General features: G+C 34.2%; 12 protein-coding genes. 9 read left to right on the top strand and 3 right to left on the bottom strand.

Annotated features, from left to right (window positions below; all coding sequences use genetic code 11):
- The first annotated feature begins 248 nt into the window (after positions 1 to 248).
- Genes ABEG63_RS10990 through ABEG63_RS11000 form a run of 3 tightly spaced genes read left to right on the top strand, consistent with a single transcriptional unit; the run spans position 249 to position 3,778 of the window.
- Positions 249 to 1,274 (top strand): hypothetical protein, encoded by a 1,026-nt coding sequence (locus ABEG63_RS10990; protein ID WP_346584745.1) that lies wholly within the window; start codon positions 249 to 251, stop codon positions 1,272 to 1,274.
- Between the two features lie 3 nt (positions 1,275 to 1,277).
- Entirely contained in the window at positions 1,278 to 2,213 is a 936-nt protein-coding gene (locus tag ABEG63_RS10995) for a hypothetical protein (protein WP_346584746.1), read from the top strand.
- Positions 2,210 to 3,778: a hypothetical protein gene (locus tag ABEG63_RS11000; protein WP_346584748.1), complete on the top strand. Its 1,569-nt coding sequence runs from the start codon at positions 2,210 to 2,212 to the stop codon at positions 3,776 to 3,778. Before ABEG63_RS10995 ends, ABEG63_RS11000 begins: the two co-directional genes overlap by 4 nt.
- Before the next feature lie 61 nt (positions 3,779 to 3,839).
- On the opposite strand, the gene ABEG63_RS11005 is transcribed toward ABEG63_RS11000, so the two are convergent.
- The 3 genes from ABEG63_RS11005 to ABEG63_RS11015 form a co-directional block, all read right to left on the bottom strand.
- Complete coding sequence (locus ABEG63_RS11005) at positions 3,840 to 4,646, bottom strand: HAEPLYID family protein (RefSeq protein WP_346584750.1); 807 nt, start codon at positions 4,644 to 4,646, stop codon at positions 3,840 to 3,842.
- 84 nt (positions 4,647 to 4,730) lie between these two features.
- The gene (locus tag ABEG63_RS11010; RefSeq protein ID WP_346584751.1) at positions 4,731 to 6,047 is read right to left on the bottom strand and encodes a PAS domain-containing sensor histidine kinase; all 1,317 of its coding nucleotides are present in this window, start codon (positions 6,045 to 6,047) and stop codon (positions 4,731 to 4,733) included.
- Between the two features lie 23 nt (positions 6,048 to 6,070).
- Positions 6,071 to 7,414, bottom strand: a complete 1,344-nt coding sequence (locus tag ABEG63_RS11015; RefSeq protein ID WP_346584753.1) for a sigma-54 dependent transcriptional regulator — start codon at positions 7,412 to 7,414, stop codon at positions 6,071 to 6,073.
- 203 nt (positions 7,415 to 7,617) lie between these two features.
- On the opposite strand from ABEG63_RS11015, the gene ABEG63_RS11020 reads away from it, so the two are divergent.
- The 6 genes from ABEG63_RS11020 to ABEG63_RS11045 all read left to right on the top strand — a co-directional run bounded on the left by ABEG63_RS11020 (position 7,618) and on the right by ABEG63_RS11045 (position 17,717).
- Entirely contained in the window at positions 7,618 to 8,859 is a 1,242-nt protein-coding gene (locus ABEG63_RS11020) for an efflux RND transporter periplasmic adaptor subunit (protein ID WP_346584755.1), read from the top strand.
- Between the two features lie 26 nt (positions 8,860 to 8,885).
- Entirely contained in the window at positions 8,886 to 10,331 is a 1,446-nt protein-coding gene (locus tag ABEG63_RS11025) for a DUF4932 domain-containing protein (RefSeq protein WP_346584757.1), read from the top strand.
- Positions 10,332 to 10,363: 32 nt separating this feature from the next.
- Positions 10,364 to 11,089, top strand: a complete 726-nt coding sequence (locus ABEG63_RS11030; protein WP_267406165.1) for an ABC transporter ATP-binding protein — start codon at positions 10,364 to 10,366, stop codon at positions 11,087 to 11,089.
- A gap of 82 nt (positions 11,090 to 11,171) precedes the next feature.
- Positions 11,172 to 13,613 (top strand): ABC transporter permease, encoded by a 2,442-nt coding sequence (locus tag ABEG63_RS11035; protein WP_346584758.1) that lies wholly within the window; start codon positions 11,172 to 11,174, stop codon positions 13,611 to 13,613.
- A 92-nt stretch (positions 13,614 to 13,705) separates the two neighbouring features.
- Positions 13,706 to 16,132 carry an FtsX-like permease family protein gene (locus tag ABEG63_RS11040; RefSeq protein WP_346584760.1) on the top strand — a complete coding sequence of 809 codons (2,427 nt, stop codon included), beginning with the start codon at positions 13,706 to 13,708 and terminating at the stop codon, positions 16,130 to 16,132.
- A gap of 283 nt (positions 16,133 to 16,415) precedes the next feature.
- The gene (locus ABEG63_RS11045; RefSeq protein WP_346584762.1) at positions 16,416 to 17,717 is read left to right on the top strand and encodes a TolC family protein; all 1,302 of its coding nucleotides are present in this window, start codon (positions 16,416 to 16,418) and stop codon (positions 17,715 to 17,717) included.
- Positions 17,718 to 17,965 lie beyond the last annotated feature (248 nt).

Genomic DNA, 17,965 nt, shown 5'->3' on the forward strand with positions numbered 1-17,965 from the left:
CCCCCCCCCCCCCCCCCCCCCCCCCCCCCCCCCCCCCCCGAAACAAAAAGAAATAGCGAGTGCGGAAAGCGCGAAAAAGCTTCAAAAAAAATACTAAGTCTTTGAACTTTCTTAACTGAAAACTTCGAAATACAAAATTCACAAATTACGGGAAGCCGTAATTTTTTTTTGTTCATTGGTTGTAGTTTCGGGCATTATAAAATTAATGGTTTTATAAATAAAAGTTTATAAAAATAATTAAATGTCTTATGAATAAAAAAACTACACCATCGGATCTCTTCTTGGGAGTCCTTGCATTACTTCTCATCAGTGTCAGCTTTTACCAGACCTGGTTGGGTCTACAACAGATTTTCGGATCGGCATCATTCGTTATAGCACTGGTTCTTTCGCTATTGCTTCTTTTTCTCTGTTGGCTGCTGAGAAGTGCCAAATTAGAAGGTAGACCCACAGGAAATCTTGTCGGAATTTACATTTTCATCGCTTCATTTTGCTTCATTGCTAATTTTAACGCGTTGTATACGAGATTTATGAAGACGGATATTTACACAGATGAACTTAGAACCATCAATAAAAGCTTTACGGATTTGGAAGGAAACATTGAGTCTAAACTGAATTATAAGTATAATAAATCGACGACCCAAAATATTGAAATAAAGAAAAAACAATTGATGGAACAGATTAAAGATCCCGGAAATAAAGGAATTGGAAGTCGTGCTCTTTCCCTGATCGCTGATATTGAAAAATTGACGGGACAAAAAGTAGATTTGTTAACACCTGTAGGAAATGATTATGCAGATCTTGCTGAAAGAATGGGCAATCAGATCGATAATATGGTTTCTGATTTATCTACCGAAGAGCGCGTACTGAAAACAGATATTAATCTTGCCACTGCAAAATGGAATAAAAACATTCAGGAATTGCTGCTTCTCTCTAAAAATGAGAAAGATAAACTGTCCCAAGGAATTATTGATGAATCCCTTTCCGAGTATAACAAATTGGGAAGTCGCGCAGAAAATGTGCTGGGAAAAGACAAAATCAGCTTTGAACCTTTGGTTTCCCAAACACAGGAAGTGGGAAAAATAGGTTTTGCATTTGAACATGCTATCAAGCATTTCGGAATGTATCAGTTTGTAGTGCTGGCGGGCTGTATTTTGCTGGATTTTGTGATTGTAATCATTATTTTACTGGTAACAAGCCCAGACAATAACAGAAATAACCGCGGAAGTGTATTTAACAACAAAAGAAGCGGAAGAACTTTAATTCCAAATAACTAAGCCATGGATAATCACGATAATTTTAAGCCGCTATCTTTCGACAGCGAAACAGAGGAGATGCTGAAACCTCTGTCTTTTGAAACAAATAACGACGTTCAGGAAGATTTTGTGCCGATTGCGAGAACCATTTCAAATGATATAAAAAATAAAGACAGCAACTTCGTATTTTTCTTTGGTACAGCAGAATCCGGAAAATCGGTGATTCTTTCTTCCATGTTGTATTATTTGCGTTCTCATGCCGGAGTTTTACGTCCGAAACTGGGAACTCCGAATTCTAAGGAAGCCAATGTACTTTTGTCAGATTTCTTTGAAAATATCAGACAAGGAGTTTTACCCAACAGAACCACGAGAGATCAGGTCACACGTCTGGATTTGGTTTTTGAACCGAATAATAAGTCTAAAAGGGTAGTCCCGATTGATCTTACTTTTTTGGAAACTTCGGGTGAAAATCACAACGAAATTAGAAGGGGAGGAAGTTATCATAGCAGCATTGAGTCTTTCCTGAATGCCAATATTCCGCTTACTTTTATCATTGTTACAAGTTATGAATCGGCGCACCGAGACGATAGCTTGATCAATGAATTTCTGGATGAGCTGGAGAGAAAAGGGAAAAATCTGAGATCCGTAAATGCTATTTTAATTGTTTCAAAATGGGACAAATCGGGAAGAATGGATGTGGAAAGCCCTGAAGAACTGGACGGTTTTGTAAACGAACGTCTTCCCATGACCGCGCAACGAATTGATACCTATGGTTTAAGCAAAACGTATTACACGATTGGAAGTGTACAAAATTCTGTCGGACAGGAAAAAGTAAGTCTGTTGAATCTTTCAACGGCTGAGGTTTTGTCGAAATGGCTTTACCGAAGCATTGTAGGCTATGATCTGGATTATGAAGGGACTTTTTGGGAGCGTTTAAAATTTAGTTTTACCAATTCATGAGCAGTTCTTATTTTTTTTGTGCCTTCGGGACTTTTGGAAATCCCAACGGCTTTAGGCAATCTTTGCTGGGGGGAAATGCAGAGTTATCAAAGCAAATCAAAACATTTGATCTGAAAACGGATGCAATTAAGCTTTTTCCAAATACGAAACTCTATGGAATCCGAAAAGAAGCTGCGGCAGGACAGAATATTATTTCGTACTCAATCTATACTTTTGCGAAAGAGCAGAATTCCGAACGGGGAGGAACCTTCGTCGGTTCAAGTTTGATTTTTCTGAATACTTCGGCGAACGAAAATCTTATTATTGATGTTTTGAATGAATTTCATACCAATCTGGAAAATAAAAATGTTCAGAATGAAACGTTTATTGTGAATCATTCAAAAGATTTTTCCGTTTCAAAACCTAAAGATTTTGATAAAATCGGATTAAATGAAAAACCTTTGGATGATCTCAATTTTTCTCAAAGTACAGGAAATTATCTCGTTGTTTATTGTAAAACAGAACCTTCACAATTGCAGGAACTTTTTAACAGAACAACAGTGCTTCTGAATGTTTACGATATGATCTATTTCACGGATGCTAAGGAGATCGCAGAATTTGTGAATCAAAAAGGAATCTTTAAAATTGTTGAAATTCCGGGGCTGAATAACGAGATTAAAAAATTTGATGATGAACAGAAAAGCTTGCTTGAAAAGACTACTCATTCTTATGAAAATGAAAAACAGAAATTAGAAGATGAACGAAAATTATTAATAAGCGAGCTTGAAAATAAAATTCAACTGAATGAAAAAAAGCATGCAGAAAATTCAGTTAAAATAGAAGAGTCAAAGAAAAAAGTAAAAGCCGTGAATGCAAATTTCAATGAATTTGAATTAAAGCTAAATGAATGTATCAGTAAACTGAAATCAGGAGAAAAGTTAGTGGTAATAAAACAGTTTCATCAAGAAAATAAAAAGATTTTTACAGAAAAAATCAATCAAAACAGTAGAATTGAAAGTTTGTCGTCTTTATCGTCATCGTCAGCCACCAAGCAACGATCTCCGTCTTTGGTAATGAGTTCATCTTCTGATGAAGTGCTTTCCGGATACAGTAAGCAACCTGTAAAAAGCAGAGGCAATTCTCCTGTTTTCATTATAATCTCTATAATATTGGGACTGTCCGTCATCGGAATGTTGGTGTTTTATTTTATGTTTTCCAAAGAAGGAAAAAGTTTTATCAGTTCGCCTGCTGAAGAAAATTACGCTGGAAATAGTGTGAAAGATACCATTAAACAAGAAATTGAAGAGTTTACGGAACAAAATCATCTTAATCCATTTCCTAACAGTACTTTGAATGAAAATGATGTCGCTTTTACAGGTAGAAAATTAAACACAGAAATTAAAATGGACAGTGTTTTGAAAATTATTTACAAAGAAAATCCTACAACGATTCAGGAATATTATAAACATCAGAAAAAAGATTATGCTGAATATTTATATAATGGCAATTCTGGCAAATTTGAAATACGGAATAATCGGGATACAATATTAATTAATACCAATCTTTCGATTCCAAATTATAAATAAAAAATTGATTTTAAACTAAATTCAACCTCTTGAAAACCTTATTCAAGAGGTTGAATATTTTCTATGGTTCAATAATAACTCTGAAAAAACTACTGAAACCTTCTTCTTTATGAACTGGGATGCCCGCCACGGCTCCAAGTGCCAGTTTTTTATTGATTTTTATTTTCACCTGCGGACGAATGGTCATTTCAAATTTACCATGATCAAATTCTTTGTTAAATTCAACCCCAACAAAATGTCCGCTACCGGGAATGGTATAAATAAACGAAGTATTAATCTGCCAATCGATATTTGTTTCTGACCGATCAAAATTGTGCTTAAATAGAGGTCCTGCATACATCAGTGTATGAAAATTGCTGCCCCATTTTTTGGCTGCGATAACAAAAGGATTGTATATGGTGCCAGTGAAAAGGTTGTTCTTTCCGTAATTTTTAAAATCAGTAAATTCAAAAACCTGTGTATATCCGGCTGCCAACGTAGTGTTGATTTTTTCAGAAACAAAAAAGGAATACTGCATAGAGAAACGTAAATTTTCAAGTCGGTCTCCTGGAACTGCTGAATTTTTTTCAGATCTCCTGAAAAAAGAAAAATCGGCCTCTACTTCAAGTCCTAAACGGTTGACAGGGGCAAATTCATATTCCACTAAAGAAGAATATTCACTGTACCCTTTATGATTTATAAATCCGGCGCCTAAATTAAATTCTTTTTCTCCTTTTCTTGCTCCAAGATCTCTTACTAGATCGGCATAAAGGGGTTCGGCATGTGAAATTTTAACGGGTTTAGGTTGATTGACATTCGTTTGTGCAAAAATAAAATTGCTTAAAAATAAGGCTAAAATAATGATAAACTGTTGCTGTGTTGATTTCATACTGCAAAAAAGCAGTACAATTCTGGAAGGATTTGGGAATGTAATCTCAAATTATGCAAAGCTGTAATTCTACGGTGAGAAAGCTTACCTCAAAAACCACATCTCAAAACAGCTTCCTTCATCAAGACTCTGATAATTCAGGTAACCTTTGTGGGCTTCCATAATACTTTTTGAAAGCGTTAACCCAATTCCGGAGCCGTTATTTCTGGTGGTAAAAAATGGAAGAAAAATTTTATCTTTTATTTCATCTGTTATTCCTGATCCATTATCAGAAATGCTTAAAACGACGCGGTTATTTTTTTGTTTAATGCTTATTGTAACGATTTTTTCCTCTTTTTCATTCACTGCAAAAATAGCATTCAGAAAAAGGTTGATGACACAGCGTTCGATCATTTTCTGATCTGCTGAAATAAATTGTTCATCTAAATCAGTAATAACCTTAATTTTATTCTTTTCAAATTCCTGCCTAAGAAAAGCGATTGCATTTTCTGTTATTCTTTTCAGGGAAACGTTTGCCAGTGAAGGTTTTGGAAGTTCGGCAACCTGCCGGTAATTATTGACGAAATTCAGTAGTTGTTTGGATTTCGAATTGATAATCGCCAGGCTCTCCTTCATTTCCTGTTGATCGTCTTTATCTACGACCTCCTGATTGCTGATATATTCTAAATTCTGAATCAGGCTGTTTACGGGTGTCAAAGTATTAAGCAATTCATGGGAAATCACTTTCATCAGGTTATTCCACGCCAGTTTTTCTTTTTGTTCAATAATTTTCTGAACAGATTCTAAACTAATAATATAAAAGCTGTGCTGAACATTTTTAACTTGTTTTGTTCTCAAAGAGAAAGATTGTTTGGTGTTCTGACGAATTGAAATATCAAAAAAATCCTGTGAACTTTCATAATTTGTTTTTTTAATCAATTGATAAAACTCAGGGATTTTATTTTCATATAAATTCCACGAATTATATTTTGGAATCTGCAAAATTTCAAGAAAAGTAGGATTTACATAAAAAACATTCCATCCCGTATCTTTTTCAGACAAAATCATTAATCCAATTTCCAGTTGGTCTAAAATACTTTCATAAAGAAGCTTATAAGATGACAACGATAGATGCTCATTTTTACTTTGATAATACAACTTTACGCTGCTGTTCGTTAATTCTGTACCGTCTTCTTTAGGAAATAATGAAAAATCTTTTCTGAGAATTGATAAAATAATTTTCTCTGTTTTTGAAATCTGACTTAAAAATGCTGAATTAGCTAGAAATAAAAAGACAGCAATCATCAAAGTGAAAAGAATCACGTTGATCCATTTTCTTTCAATAAAAAAATGATAGCAAAACATTCCGCTTATAATGGAAAGTAAAATGTAAATCAACCAGATATAATTATTTTTATTCATTCAATTTCAAAATTTTATGTGAATTATAGACCGAATTTTTCCATTCTTCTGTACAGCGCAGCTCTCGAAAGCCCCAAATCTTCAGCGGCTGACGAAATATTTCCTCGGTGCTTTTTTAAAGCTTTTTTTATTAAAACTTCTTCCATTTCCTCAATATTCAGGTTAATAATGGTGTTTTCTTGTTCTTCATGCTGAGGCATCAACAACTGAAGATCGGTTGAGTTGGATAAAATTACACTTCTTTCTAGACAATGATCCAATTCACGAATATTTCCCGGCCAAGGATAATTTTTAAGCTTAGTTAATAAATTTTCGTCTAATTCTAAATTTGGTTTATGATATTTTTGTTTGTATCGGTTCAAAAAATATTGTGACAAAAGATCAATATCTTCTGTTCTCTCTCTCAAAGCCGGAATCTGAATTTCAACGGTATTGATTCTATAATACAAATCCTGACGAAAACGGTTTTCTCCAACGGCTTTTTTCAAATTTTCATTAGTGGCAAAAATAAAGCGGACATCCAGTTGCCTTTCTTTGGTTTCACCAATTCTTGACAGTTTTTTATTTTGAATTAAGCTTAAAAGTTTAGTCTGAAGCTGCAACGGAAGATTCCCGATTTCATCTAAAAAAACGGTTCCGTTTTGGGCATTTTCAATCTTTCCGGCATAATCCTGATGCGCATCTGTAAAGGCTCCTTTTTTATAACCGAATAACTCGGCTTCAAAAAGATTTTCTGAAATACTACCTAAATCAATATGAACAAAGGGCTCATTTTTTCTGTCTGATTGTTCATGAATTGATTCTGCCAATACATATTTTCCGGTTCCGTTTTCGCCTAAAAGTAAAACGTTTGCATCGGTAGGCGCTACTTTTTCAATTTGGTCTAAAATATCCCGCATTTTTACGGAGTGAGTGTCTAACTGATATTGATTGCTTTTTTGATTGATATTTTCCCACTGACTCAGCTTTTTATTCTTCCGCGAAATATCAACAGCTAAATTTACAGAAGCGTATAATTTTTCGTTATTCCAGGGTTTTAAGATAAAATCTGAAGCTCCGTTTTTTAAGGCTTCCACCGCAAGCTCAACTTCGCCATAAGCGGTCATTAAGATGATAGGAAGCTGGGGTTCAACGGTTTTTATTTCGTTCATCCAATACAATCCGTCTTGTCCGTTTTCAAATCCTTTTCGGAAATTCATGTCCAAAACCACTGCATCAATCTGATTTTCAGTTAAAAATTTCAAAATTTTCGTGGGCTGACTGAGACAGCTTACCTGTGAAAAGAATTTTTTTAGCCAAACTCTTGCTGAAAATAAAATATCTTCATCATCGTCAACTATTAAAATATGAGCTTCTTTTTTACGCATTATTTGTTTTTTATTTAATTAAATCAAAACTCTTTTTCAGTTTAAGTTAAAAGTGTCCGTTTTCGCACAAAAAGTGTTCGGAAATGAACAGTTTCTAAAGTTAATCAAAAAGCCTTGTTTCAGATTTTCAATGAATTACAAAATTATAATTCTTTGGTCTCGGTATTGTGTAATTAATTGTAAGCAAACGAGTTATCTTTAATATGGATACGAAAATAGTAAAAAAGAAATCTAAATTAAAATTTGTTTTAGGAGGAGTAGTGGTTGTGGCAGGATTATCTGTCTTCAGTATTTACTTTATGGAACAAAAAAAAACGTATAATGTTTCAGCGGAAGATATTCAGATTGATGAAGTTACACGAGGTAAATTTGAAGATATGCTGATGGTGACAGCGCAAACACAATCATTAAATTCTTCGTTGGTAAATGTTCTGGAAGGCGGAGCCATCAAAGAAATTTTTGCGGAAGACGGACAAATACTTACAAAAGGGCAACCTATTGCGCAGGTTTATAATCCGAATACAGAATTTAATTATTTAAATCAGGAAACGGGTATTATGCAGCAGATCAGCCAGATGAGAAGCTCTCTTTTGGAACTGAAAAATCAGGAATTTGCCCAGGATAAAGAATTATTACAGGCTCAGAATGATTATAATACAGCCTTGCAAAGCTTCAATTTGCAAAAACGTCTTTATGATGCCGAAATAGGTAAAAAGACAGATTATGATATAAGTTTGCAAAATCTTAATTATCAAAAACAGAGAAAATCCATCGTTGAAAATGGTGCTTCCAATGAAAAAAAATCCAGAGCTTCTCAGATCTCCGCGGTAAATTCGTCAATTGCTCAAATGGAAAAAAGTATGCAGATTTTGCGTTCCAATAAAAATAATTTCCTGATTATGTCACCTGCTTCGGGAAGGCTTTCTTCTTTTACTGTCTCGATTGGAGAAAATCTTACGACGGGGCAAAGTATTGGAAAAATTGATTTGATGGATGGATATAAACTGGTTGCAAAAGTAGATGAATATTATATTAATAAACTTCAAACGGGAATTAAAGGCAGTTTGGAAAACAATGGAAAGCAATATGAAGTGATTATTACTAAAATTCTTCCTGAAGTAAAAGACGGACAGTTTTCTGTAGAATTGAATTTCACGGATGCCAAAGCGGAAAACTTAAAAATAGGGATGACTTTTGGCGTAAAACTGAAACTATCTGCCGATACTCAAAGTCTAATGGTTTCTAAAGGTAATTTTTATAAAGATACCGGCGGAAAGTGGATATTTGTAGTAAAAGGTAATAAAGCTGAAAAAAGAACGGTTGCGCTGGGAAGGGAAAATCCGTTATCTTACGAAGTCGTTTCGGGGTTGAAAGCAGGAGAAACCGTGATTACTTCAGATTATTCTGAACTCAAGAAATACGAAATCCTGGAAATTAAAAAATAAACTGAAACTATAAAAACTCAGATTAAATGATGAAATATAAAAGTATATTAATACTTATTCTGTATCTGATGGCTGCTGATCTCAAATCTCAGTCAGTAAAAGTAGATGTAGAATTCAGTCCCAATATTGCGACCTATTCTATTGTGGAATACTTGGTAGCTAAGGAGCAAGGACGACTTTTTTATATCGATGGAAAGACGGATATAAGTTATCTTCCATTGGCCGATTTGGCGAATAAAGAAATGGAAAAATATGATAATTCCAAGATGATAAAAGATATGCAGGATTATCTGAAAGTGGCTGGTCAACAGCAGGATCTTTCGTATCAGGTATTATTAAAACACAATATTTTTCCAGCAAAAGGCTATGCGTATGCCATTGAAGAAAAAGATCCTGCTAAAAGGGCTGCCGTCGAAAAGTTTGCGGAACAGTTAAGGCTTTTTTATATTGAAAGAAATTTAGAGAAATTCTTTAAAGATCAAGGTGAATTTTTAGAAGGCGCAAAAAAAGAAGTCCGAAATAATATTCCCGATTCGTATATGTCAAAAATGGAAAAATATTATGGTGAAAAGTTTCTCGCTTATAAATTTTATATCAATCCATTTGATGTATTGCCTTATAGCGAAGTCTTTTGGCATGGGAACGGTCCTATGTTTAAATCTGAACAAGGGCAAATTGCCAACATGATCAGCAGTGCCTATGTTCCGTTAAAAAAAGAAAATAATATCAAAGACTATAAAGAATTTGGATTTAATCATCCCGAAACTATCAATTTTCTTATTACTCACGAATTTGGACATTCATTTGTGAATCAGCATTTAGGTGAATATGAGAACCGAATAAATAAAACTAACAATCTGATGTCTGAAGCATTGATCGATAAGATGGATGGACAGGGATATTCTTATTGGCCGTCTTGTGTTGCCGAGCATATTGTAAGAACGGGTGAGATTCGAATTGCTCTTGCTGACGGCAATCACAAGTTAGCGGAAAATTTAAGAAAGCAACATGTTAAAGATAATCATTTTGTTCTTATTCCTGAGTTTGAAAAGAAAATGACGGAGTATGAAAACAACCGAAAAAAATATAAAACCTTTAAAGATTTTGTTCCTGAGTTACTCACTGTTTTAGATGAAACCAATGTAGAAAAAGTAAGAATGAAACTGAATTTACCTATTGAAAAATATGAAATTACTGTAAACCTTACGGTGCCTGAAAACAGTGGCGATGTTTATATTACGGGAAATCAGTCAGCTATTGGAAGTTGGAATCCACAGAAAATAAAATTAAATAAAACCAGTGAAACGACAAGACAAATTACTTTCACAACATATCCCGATTTGAGATTCAAATTTACGAAAGGAAGCTGGCAAACCGAAGGGATTATTGACGGTATTGAAGAAGGTAAAGACGTTTCTTTGTCCCTAGACCATAACAAAACTTTGAATTACACCATTAAAAACTGGAAATAATAATTAATCAACAAACTAAAAAATATACTATCATGATAAATATTCAAAACCTATCAAAAATCTATAAAACGGAAGACGTACAAACCAATGCTTTAAATAATGTGAGCCTTCATATCAAAGAAGGGGAATTTGTCGCCATCATGGGCCCTTCAGGATGTGGAAAATCTACTTTTCTTAATATTTTGGGACTGCTGGATGACGCTTCCACAGGCTCTTACAAATTTGCTGATGTGGAAACCTTGAATGTTGGCGAAAAGAAAAAATCAATCATCAGAAAGCAAAATATAGGCTTTATATTTCAGAATTTCAACCTGATAGATGAATTAACGGTATATGAAAATATAGAATTACCATTGATCTACAACGGTATTTCTTCTTCTGAAAGAAAAAAACGAGTGGAAGAGATCATGGAGCAAATTAACATTAGCCATCGTGCAAAACATTATCCACAACAGCTTTCGGGCGGTCAGCAACAAAGAGCGGCGGTGGCAAGAGCTTTAGTCACCAAACCCAAATTAATTTTGGCTGATGAACCTACCGGGAATCTCGACAGTTCCAACGGAAATGAAGTAATGAATCTTTTGGCTGAACTTCACAGAGAAGGTTCTACGATTGTGATGGTAACGCACTCGTCTTACGATGCGGGTTTTGCTTCCAGAATTGTAAATATGAAAGATGGTGAAATTTTCAATGAAGAGCATGCTACGCAAAGAAGAGATGTTTTTGAAAAAGCTGAAGCTCAGGCGTTTCAAAACTAGAAGAATTCATTAACTAAATTATAGTAAACTAATAACCATGAAAACTCATCTTTTTAAAATTTGACCTAAAAACAGGTTGAAAGTGAGTTTCATACCTTATACTATTACAATTATGTTGAATAACTGGCTTAAAATAGCTTTTATAAATTATAAAAAAAACTGGCTTTCCACGGTCATTAATCTGTTTGGTCTTACTGTTGGTCTTACGGGATTTATGCTGATCTTGATGCATTGGAATGACGAAGAATCCTACGAAAGCTGGAATCCTAAAAAGGATGATATTTATTTTTTTCAGACTCAAGATACCAAAGAAAAGTCTTATGGATCATCTATTTCTTACCCTTTGGCCGTTAATGCTAAGGAAAGAATTCCCGAAATAGAAGATTTTGCTTTGTTGACCAATACCGGGATCTCTTTCAAAATGACGACAAAAGTGAAATCAGCCTTTCAGAAAAACGGCTTTTATGTAACAGATCATTTTTTTGACCTGTTTCCTTTCAAATTAGTTTCAGGAAGCTATAAAAATGCATTGAAAAACGAGTCCGATCTTGCGATATCTACCGATGCTGCTAAGAATCTTTTCGGAAGAACCAATGTTGCGGGTGAGTCTGTGAAATTTGATAATAAAAATTTTGTCATAACGGCTGTATATGAATTGCCCGAAGGAAACAGTGATATTAAACCCGATTTTGTCATCCAACCTGTATCGCAGATTAAAAATGATAAAGAACAATGGGGAAATTTCAATTACGCCTGTTTTTTTAAGCTTAAAAAAGGAGCCGATCCGGATGCTTTCCCACGAAAATTCTTTGATATTCTGATGATGAGAGCCAATAGAGATGCTAAAAATGCAGGACTGACTCCTCAGGAATTTATCGATGCGTATGGCCCCCAAAGTTCTCTATTAACGCCCCTTGATGAAATGAAATTACATGCAAAATCGACTTGGTTTGGCGGCCCGGATCTTAAAACAATAGTCATATTATTTTCTCTTTCTGTGCTGATTGTAGTTTTATCTGCCATTAATTTTATCAACCTGAAAACCGCGCAGGCTTCTCAGAGAGCCAAAGAAATAGGCGTAAGAAAAGCCATCGGAGGGACAAGATTTTCGTTGATTATGCAGTTTCTTTTAGAGACATTCATGATTTGTTTGTTGTCGTATTTTCTTGCCTTGGCTTTAACCGAAATTTTATTACCAAGCTTCAATAAGTTTTTTAATAAAGAAATGAAACTGAATGACTGGCATATTTTCGCCTACTCGTTCGGAATGGTTGCTTTGGTAACGGTAATTTCAGGGTTAATTCCCGCGATTTATTTATCAAATTTTAAAGCTATTGAAACATTGAAGGGAAATTTTTCAAGAAGCAGACACGGAATTTGGTTGAGAAACGGGATTTTGACTTTGCAACTTATTATTTCATCCTTTTTCATCATTGGTGGACTGATTATTAATTCTCAGGTGGAATATATGATGAATAAAGATCTTGGTTTTAATGGAAATCAGATTTTCCAAATCACTTTTAATGATCCGGGAAAAAAACCTTGGATGAAATATGAACGATTAAAAACGGAAATATCAAAAATAAAAGGAGTGGAAAGTGTGAGTTATGGAGAAGCTTACCCGGGAACCAATAATTTCAGCAGTTCTAATTTTGATTATATGAAGCAAAGTTTGAATGCACAACATGGGACGATGGATTATGATTATCTTCAGTTTATTGGAGTTAAGTTGCTTAAAGGTCGATGGTTGGATCGGAATTTAGCCTCCGATACCATCAATACGCTGTTGGTAAACGAAGCGTTGGTGAGAAAATTTGGCTGGAAAGATGAGGAAGCTCTAGGACGGGAAGTAAGACCCGGATTTGATATTAAACCTTATAAAATAATTGGAGTTGTAAAAGATTTTAATATCAGAAGCTTAAAAAATGAAGTAGAACCGATCATGTTTTTCCATTATAAAGAAACACAATGGAAACGATACACAATGAACAATATTCAGATAAAATTAAAGGCTGATGATATCAACGCAACGGTAAAAAGGCTTAAAAATTATTGGATGAAAGATGTAGAGCCGGGCTATCCTTTCGAGTCTGCTTTTATGGACAAAAATTTTGCAAAAACCTTTGAAACCTATCAAAAGCAAAAAACATTGTTCACGATTCTAAATGCTATGGTTTTAATGGTGGCTTTATTGGGATTATTTGCACTGTCTTCTTTAATGATCGAACAGAAACTGAAAGATGTGGCGATCCGAAAAACACTGGGAGCTTCAGACGGAATATTAATTTTAGGCTTAACAAAACAATTTCTTTGGGTTACGTTAGTTGCCGTTCTCATCAGCATTCCTATCAGTTATTATTTAATGAACGAGTGGCTGAAAGATTTCGCATATAGAATTGATATGCCTGTTTGGCCATTCATTGCAAGCTTACTTATTTTACTTGTCTTGACATTCGCTGTGGTGAGCATTAAAGCCTATCAAGCGACAAAAGTAAACCTGATAAAATATCTGAAGTACGAGTAATGAGTTGATGGTTGTTGGTTTTTAGTTGATATAGACATTAACTAAAAACCATCAACTGACAACAAAAACCGATCAACCAACAACCAAAACCTATGTTAAAAAACTGGCTCAAAATAGCATTTATCAATTACCAGAAAAACTGGCTTTCAAACATCATCAATGTATTGGGGCTAAGCGTAGGCTTATGTATTTTTCTGTTGATATTTATCCATTGGATGGATGAGAAATCGTATGAAAGCAGAAATCCGAATAAAGACCATATTTATCTTGTTGAAAATAAAAATTCTCTCGGATTTATTTCTACTTCCAGTTATCCTGCGTTGTCGGTTTCGAAGGAAAAATTTAGTGAAATTGAAGATTTTGCGATTGCTAATTCCTGGGATTTTTTTAAGACGCGTCTTATTGCGGGAGATCGCTCGGTATATACAAGTGCCACTTGGGCTACAGAATCTTATTTCGATTTTTTTCCCATGGAAAGGATTGCCGGAAATTTAAAAAATGCCATCAGCGATGACGGAAAAATTGCTATTTCAGAAGAAACGGCAAAAGCACTTTTTGGTGATGAATATAAAGAATGTATAGGAAAAATTATTAAAGCCGACGGGCAAAACAATAAAGATTATGTAGTTTCTGCGGTTTATAAGTTTCCTTCTTCCCATACCGTATTCACTCCGGGGTTTGTTCTTCGAAATAAGGATATAGACCGAAATGATCTTCAGTGGACGAATTACAGCTACATTGGGTATTTTAAAATAAAACCCGGAACTGATGTTAGAAATCTGGAGAAAAAACTTTCTGAGCAACTTAATGAGCATGAAAAAATTGCCATGCTGAAATGGTCGGGAAAATATGACGAAAAGGATAAAACAGAGGTTTTCCTCACGCCGATTAGTACCATGAAACTTGATGCGAAAGGGTTGGGAATCAATAAAGGAGATAAAAGATCAATTATGGTTCTGTTAGGATTGTCGGGATTGATTTTATTACTTTCAGGTATCAATTTAATTAATCTGAAAACGGCACAGGCTTCTCAAAGAGCAAAAGAAGTCGGAATAAGAAAGGCAAGTGGAAGTACAAGAGGGCAAATTATCACGCAGTTTCTACTGGAAAATCTGATGATCTGTTTGGCATCATTTATCATCGCTTTTGCATTGGTAGAGATACTTTTGCCGTCTTACAATAAATTTTTGAATAAAGAAATGACATTAAATGATCCCAAAGTCTTCCTTTATTCAGGAATTTTATTGATTGTTTTTGCCTTTATTTCAGGCATTATTCCTGCGCTGTATCTTTCTAATTTTAAGCCAATTCATACCCTAAAAGGAAATTTTGCAAGAAGTAAACACGGAATTTGGCTGCGAAATTCAATTTTAACCTTACAGCTGGCGGTTTCTTCATTCTTTATCATCTGCTCTCTGATTATTTATTTTCAGGTGAATTATATGCTGAATAAAGACCTTGGTTTTAAAGGCGATCAGGTTATTCAGATTGATTTTAAAAAGACCGATTGGCAAGACGATTATACGTATAAAAAATACCTTAGACTAAAAACTGAAATTTCTAAGATTCACGGTGTAGAAGCAGTTACCGGATCCATCAACACCATGGCAAACGGCATCGCGAATGCTTCATCGGTAAAAAATGCTTTAGACACCACAAAAGCAGTAAACGGCGTAGCGCTGGGAGGAATAGACTATAATTATTTTGAATTTTACAAAATGAAATTTGCTTCGGGAAGAGATTTGGATATGCGAAAAGCTTCAGATACGATGTTTGGGGTGGTGGCTAACGAATCATTCATTAAAAAAATGGGCTGGAATAAAAATAATGCGCTTGGTAAAGAAGTGTATCCTGGTTGGGATTCTCATAAAAAATACAAAATTTTAGGCGTTCTTAAAGATTTTAATATGAATGGTGTAGACGCTCCTGTAGAACCTATTCTGTTTTTTAATTATGATAGAAGCTGGGCGAAAAACAATATGCAGAATGTTCAGATCAAGCTTTCGAAAGAAGATATTAATGGAACGATTGAAAAGATTAAAGAATTCTGGACACTAAAAGCTGAACCAGGCTATCCTTTCGACTATGAATTTGTAGATAAAAGATTTGCAAAAACTTTCGAAAAATTCCAAAAACAGCGAACATTATTCACTATTCTGAATTCTATTGTTTTGACAGTTGCTTTACTCGGACTTTTTGCGTTGTCATCTCTTCTGATCGATCAGAAACTAAAAGATGTCGCCATTAAAAAAGCATTGGGAGCCGATGAAAAGATGATCATTTGGGATTTAACGAAAAGGTTTTTACTGATTTGTATCTTGGCGGTTTTCATCAGTTTTCCGTTTGGATATTATGCTATGAACGAATGGTTGAAAGATTTCGCTTACCGAATAGAAATGCCGTGGTGGCCGTATCTTTTGAGTCTTGTTTTGTTGCTGATATTAACTTTTTCTGTGGTTAGCATTAAAGCCTTTAAAGCTACCAAAGTAAACCTTGTGAAATATTTAAAATATGAATAAAATGATCTTTTTCATGATTCATTTATTTCTAACTATTATTCAATTCTACTTTTTAAAATGAAAAGTTTTATTAAAATACTAAAACATTAAGAATTTAAGATTTTCAATTTTTTTAAACTTAAAGAACTTAATAAAGATCAATTTATTGATCTCTTAATTTTTAGCAGTGTAAAATTTCTAAAATCCTTAATGTTTAAAAAAGAGAATAAACGAAATTTATTCAGTTTAAGAAATTTAAGTTTTATTATTTCTTTATAATAATCATTCAATCCTATTTTTTACAATGAAAAATTTTATTTTCCTATTCATAATAGGCATTTTTCCGGCCCAGCAATCCTGGAATTTGCAGCAATGTCTGGATTATGCTTCTGTAAATCATCCCTTAATTAAGCAGGCAACGGTGAATATTAAAAAGAACAACCGCCAGATCTCGGCTTCAAAAGGGATGTTATTGCCTTCTGTGGATGCAGCGGTAAATCATAGTTATAGCTTCGGGTCATCGATCAATCAGTCTAATAATCAGAGGGAAGCATTGAATACGCAATATGATCAGTTTATTGCACAGGCTAATTTGGAGCTTTTTAATTGGCGAAATTATCTCAACATTTCTTTATCAAAACTGAATAAAGAAACGAGTTCTTTTAGGCTGAAACAAGCTCAGAATGAAATAAAACTGAATGTTGTTCAGTCATTTTTCACCTATCAGAATGCAAAAAGCTGGTTAGAGGTTTTGGAAACCCAAATTTCGGGAATGGAAGAACAGATCAAACGAACCGAAAAAGAAGTGGAAATCGGAAGCCGTTCAAAAAGTGATGTTTATGATATTAAAGCCAACTTGGGAACTTTGCAGGAACAGTGGGTTTCCGCAAAAAACCAGCGGGATATTGCTAAAATTAATTTATTGAATGCAATGGCGATTACCCAAGATTCTATAGATTTTGTAACGGATACTGAAGAAAATCTTGCGGTAATAAATTTTGAAGATCCCGATTTTACAAAGAATTTATTAGAGAAAAATCCGGCATATAAAACGGTTATCGCGGAGATTAATGCTCAGGAAAAATCTGTAAATATCTCGAGAGCAGCTTATTTACCGACATTGAATGCAAGTTATAGCTGGTCTACTTTTTACAACAGGGTTTTAGGGAAAGATGAGGTAATAACGACCCGTTTTTCCGATCAGTTTACACAAAACAAAAACCAGTCGTTGTTTTTTGGATTGAATATTCCTGTCTTCAATAAATTTCAGGTGAAAAACAATGTGGAAATTGCCAAGCTGAATGTCATCAATTCAAATTATGATAAAGAATTGGTGATTAATAATTTAACGCAAAGCATTAATTCCATTAAAGCTCAATTTCTGAATGCTCAGGAAAAATATCATTTGCTGGAAGCTAATTTTGAAAATCAGAAGCTGTCTTTCCAGAAATCTGAAGAAAAATATAAAGAAGGATTAATGGATGCCTATACTTTTTTTGTGGTAAGAAACAATTGGCTTCAAGCGAATTATAATCTCATCAACAGCAAAAATGACGTTATTCAGCAGACAGAATTGTTAAAAGTATTAGAATCTGAATTAAACTAAGATAAAAAAACTAAGAGCTTGTTGAAAAAATATTTGAGATTTCGATAGTTCGACAAGCTCACTACAGGCTAAGCTCAATCTGACACCTTCAAATGAGACATTTAGTATTAGATTTGTCGGTCTGATTTCTATGACAAAACCAAGCTATTTATATAATTTTTTTCATAGGGTTTTTGTTGATTTATTACGGCAAAAACTCTGTGAACAATTTTATTTCTCACATTATTCAGTACCAGCATTTTATTTTT

The sequence above is a fragment of the Chryseobacterium sp. C39-AII1 genome (assembly GCF_039672645.1).
In the GTDB taxonomy this organism is placed as follows: domain Bacteria; phylum Bacteroidota; class Bacteroidia; order Flavobacteriales; family Weeksellaceae; genus Chryseobacterium.

Coding starts and splice junctions, on each gene's coding strand:
- ABEG63_RS11000 (WP_346584748.1), top strand. CDS start 2,210: ATGAGCAGTTCTTATTTTTTTTGTGCCTTCGGGACTTTTGGAAATCCC.
- ABEG63_RS11045 (WP_346584762.1), top strand. CDS start 16,416: ATGAAAAATTTTATTTTCCTATTCATAATAGGCATTTTTCCGGCCCAG.
- ABEG63_RS10990 (WP_346584745.1), top strand. CDS start 249: ATGAATAAAAAAACTACACCATCGGATCTCTTCTTGGGAGTCCTTGCA.
- ABEG63_RS11025 (WP_346584757.1), top strand. CDS start 8,886: ATGATGAAATATAAAAGTATATTAATACTTATTCTGTATCTGATGGCT.
- ABEG63_RS11020 (WP_346584755.1), top strand. CDS start 7,618: ATGGATACGAAAATAGTAAAAAAGAAATCTAAATTAAAATTTGTTTTA.
- ABEG63_RS10995 (WP_346584746.1), top strand. CDS start 1,278: ATGGATAATCACGATAATTTTAAGCCGCTATCTTTCGACAGCGAAACA.
- ABEG63_RS11005 (WP_346584750.1), bottom strand. CDS start 4,646: ATGAAATCAACACAGCAACAGTTTATCATTATTTTAGCCTTATTTTTA.
- ABEG63_RS11015 (WP_346584753.1), bottom strand. CDS start 7,414: ATGCGTAAAAAAGAAGCTCATATTTTAATAGTTGACGATGATGAAGAT.
- ABEG63_RS11040 (WP_346584760.1), top strand. CDS start 13,706: ATGTTAAAAAACTGGCTCAAAATAGCATTTATCAATTACCAGAAAAAC.
- ABEG63_RS11030 (WP_267406165.1), top strand. CDS start 10,364: ATGATAAATATTCAAAACCTATCAAAAATCTATAAAACGGAAGACGTA.
- ABEG63_RS11010 (WP_346584751.1), bottom strand. CDS start 6,047: ATGAATAAAAATAATTATATCTGGTTGATTTACATTTTACTTTCCATT.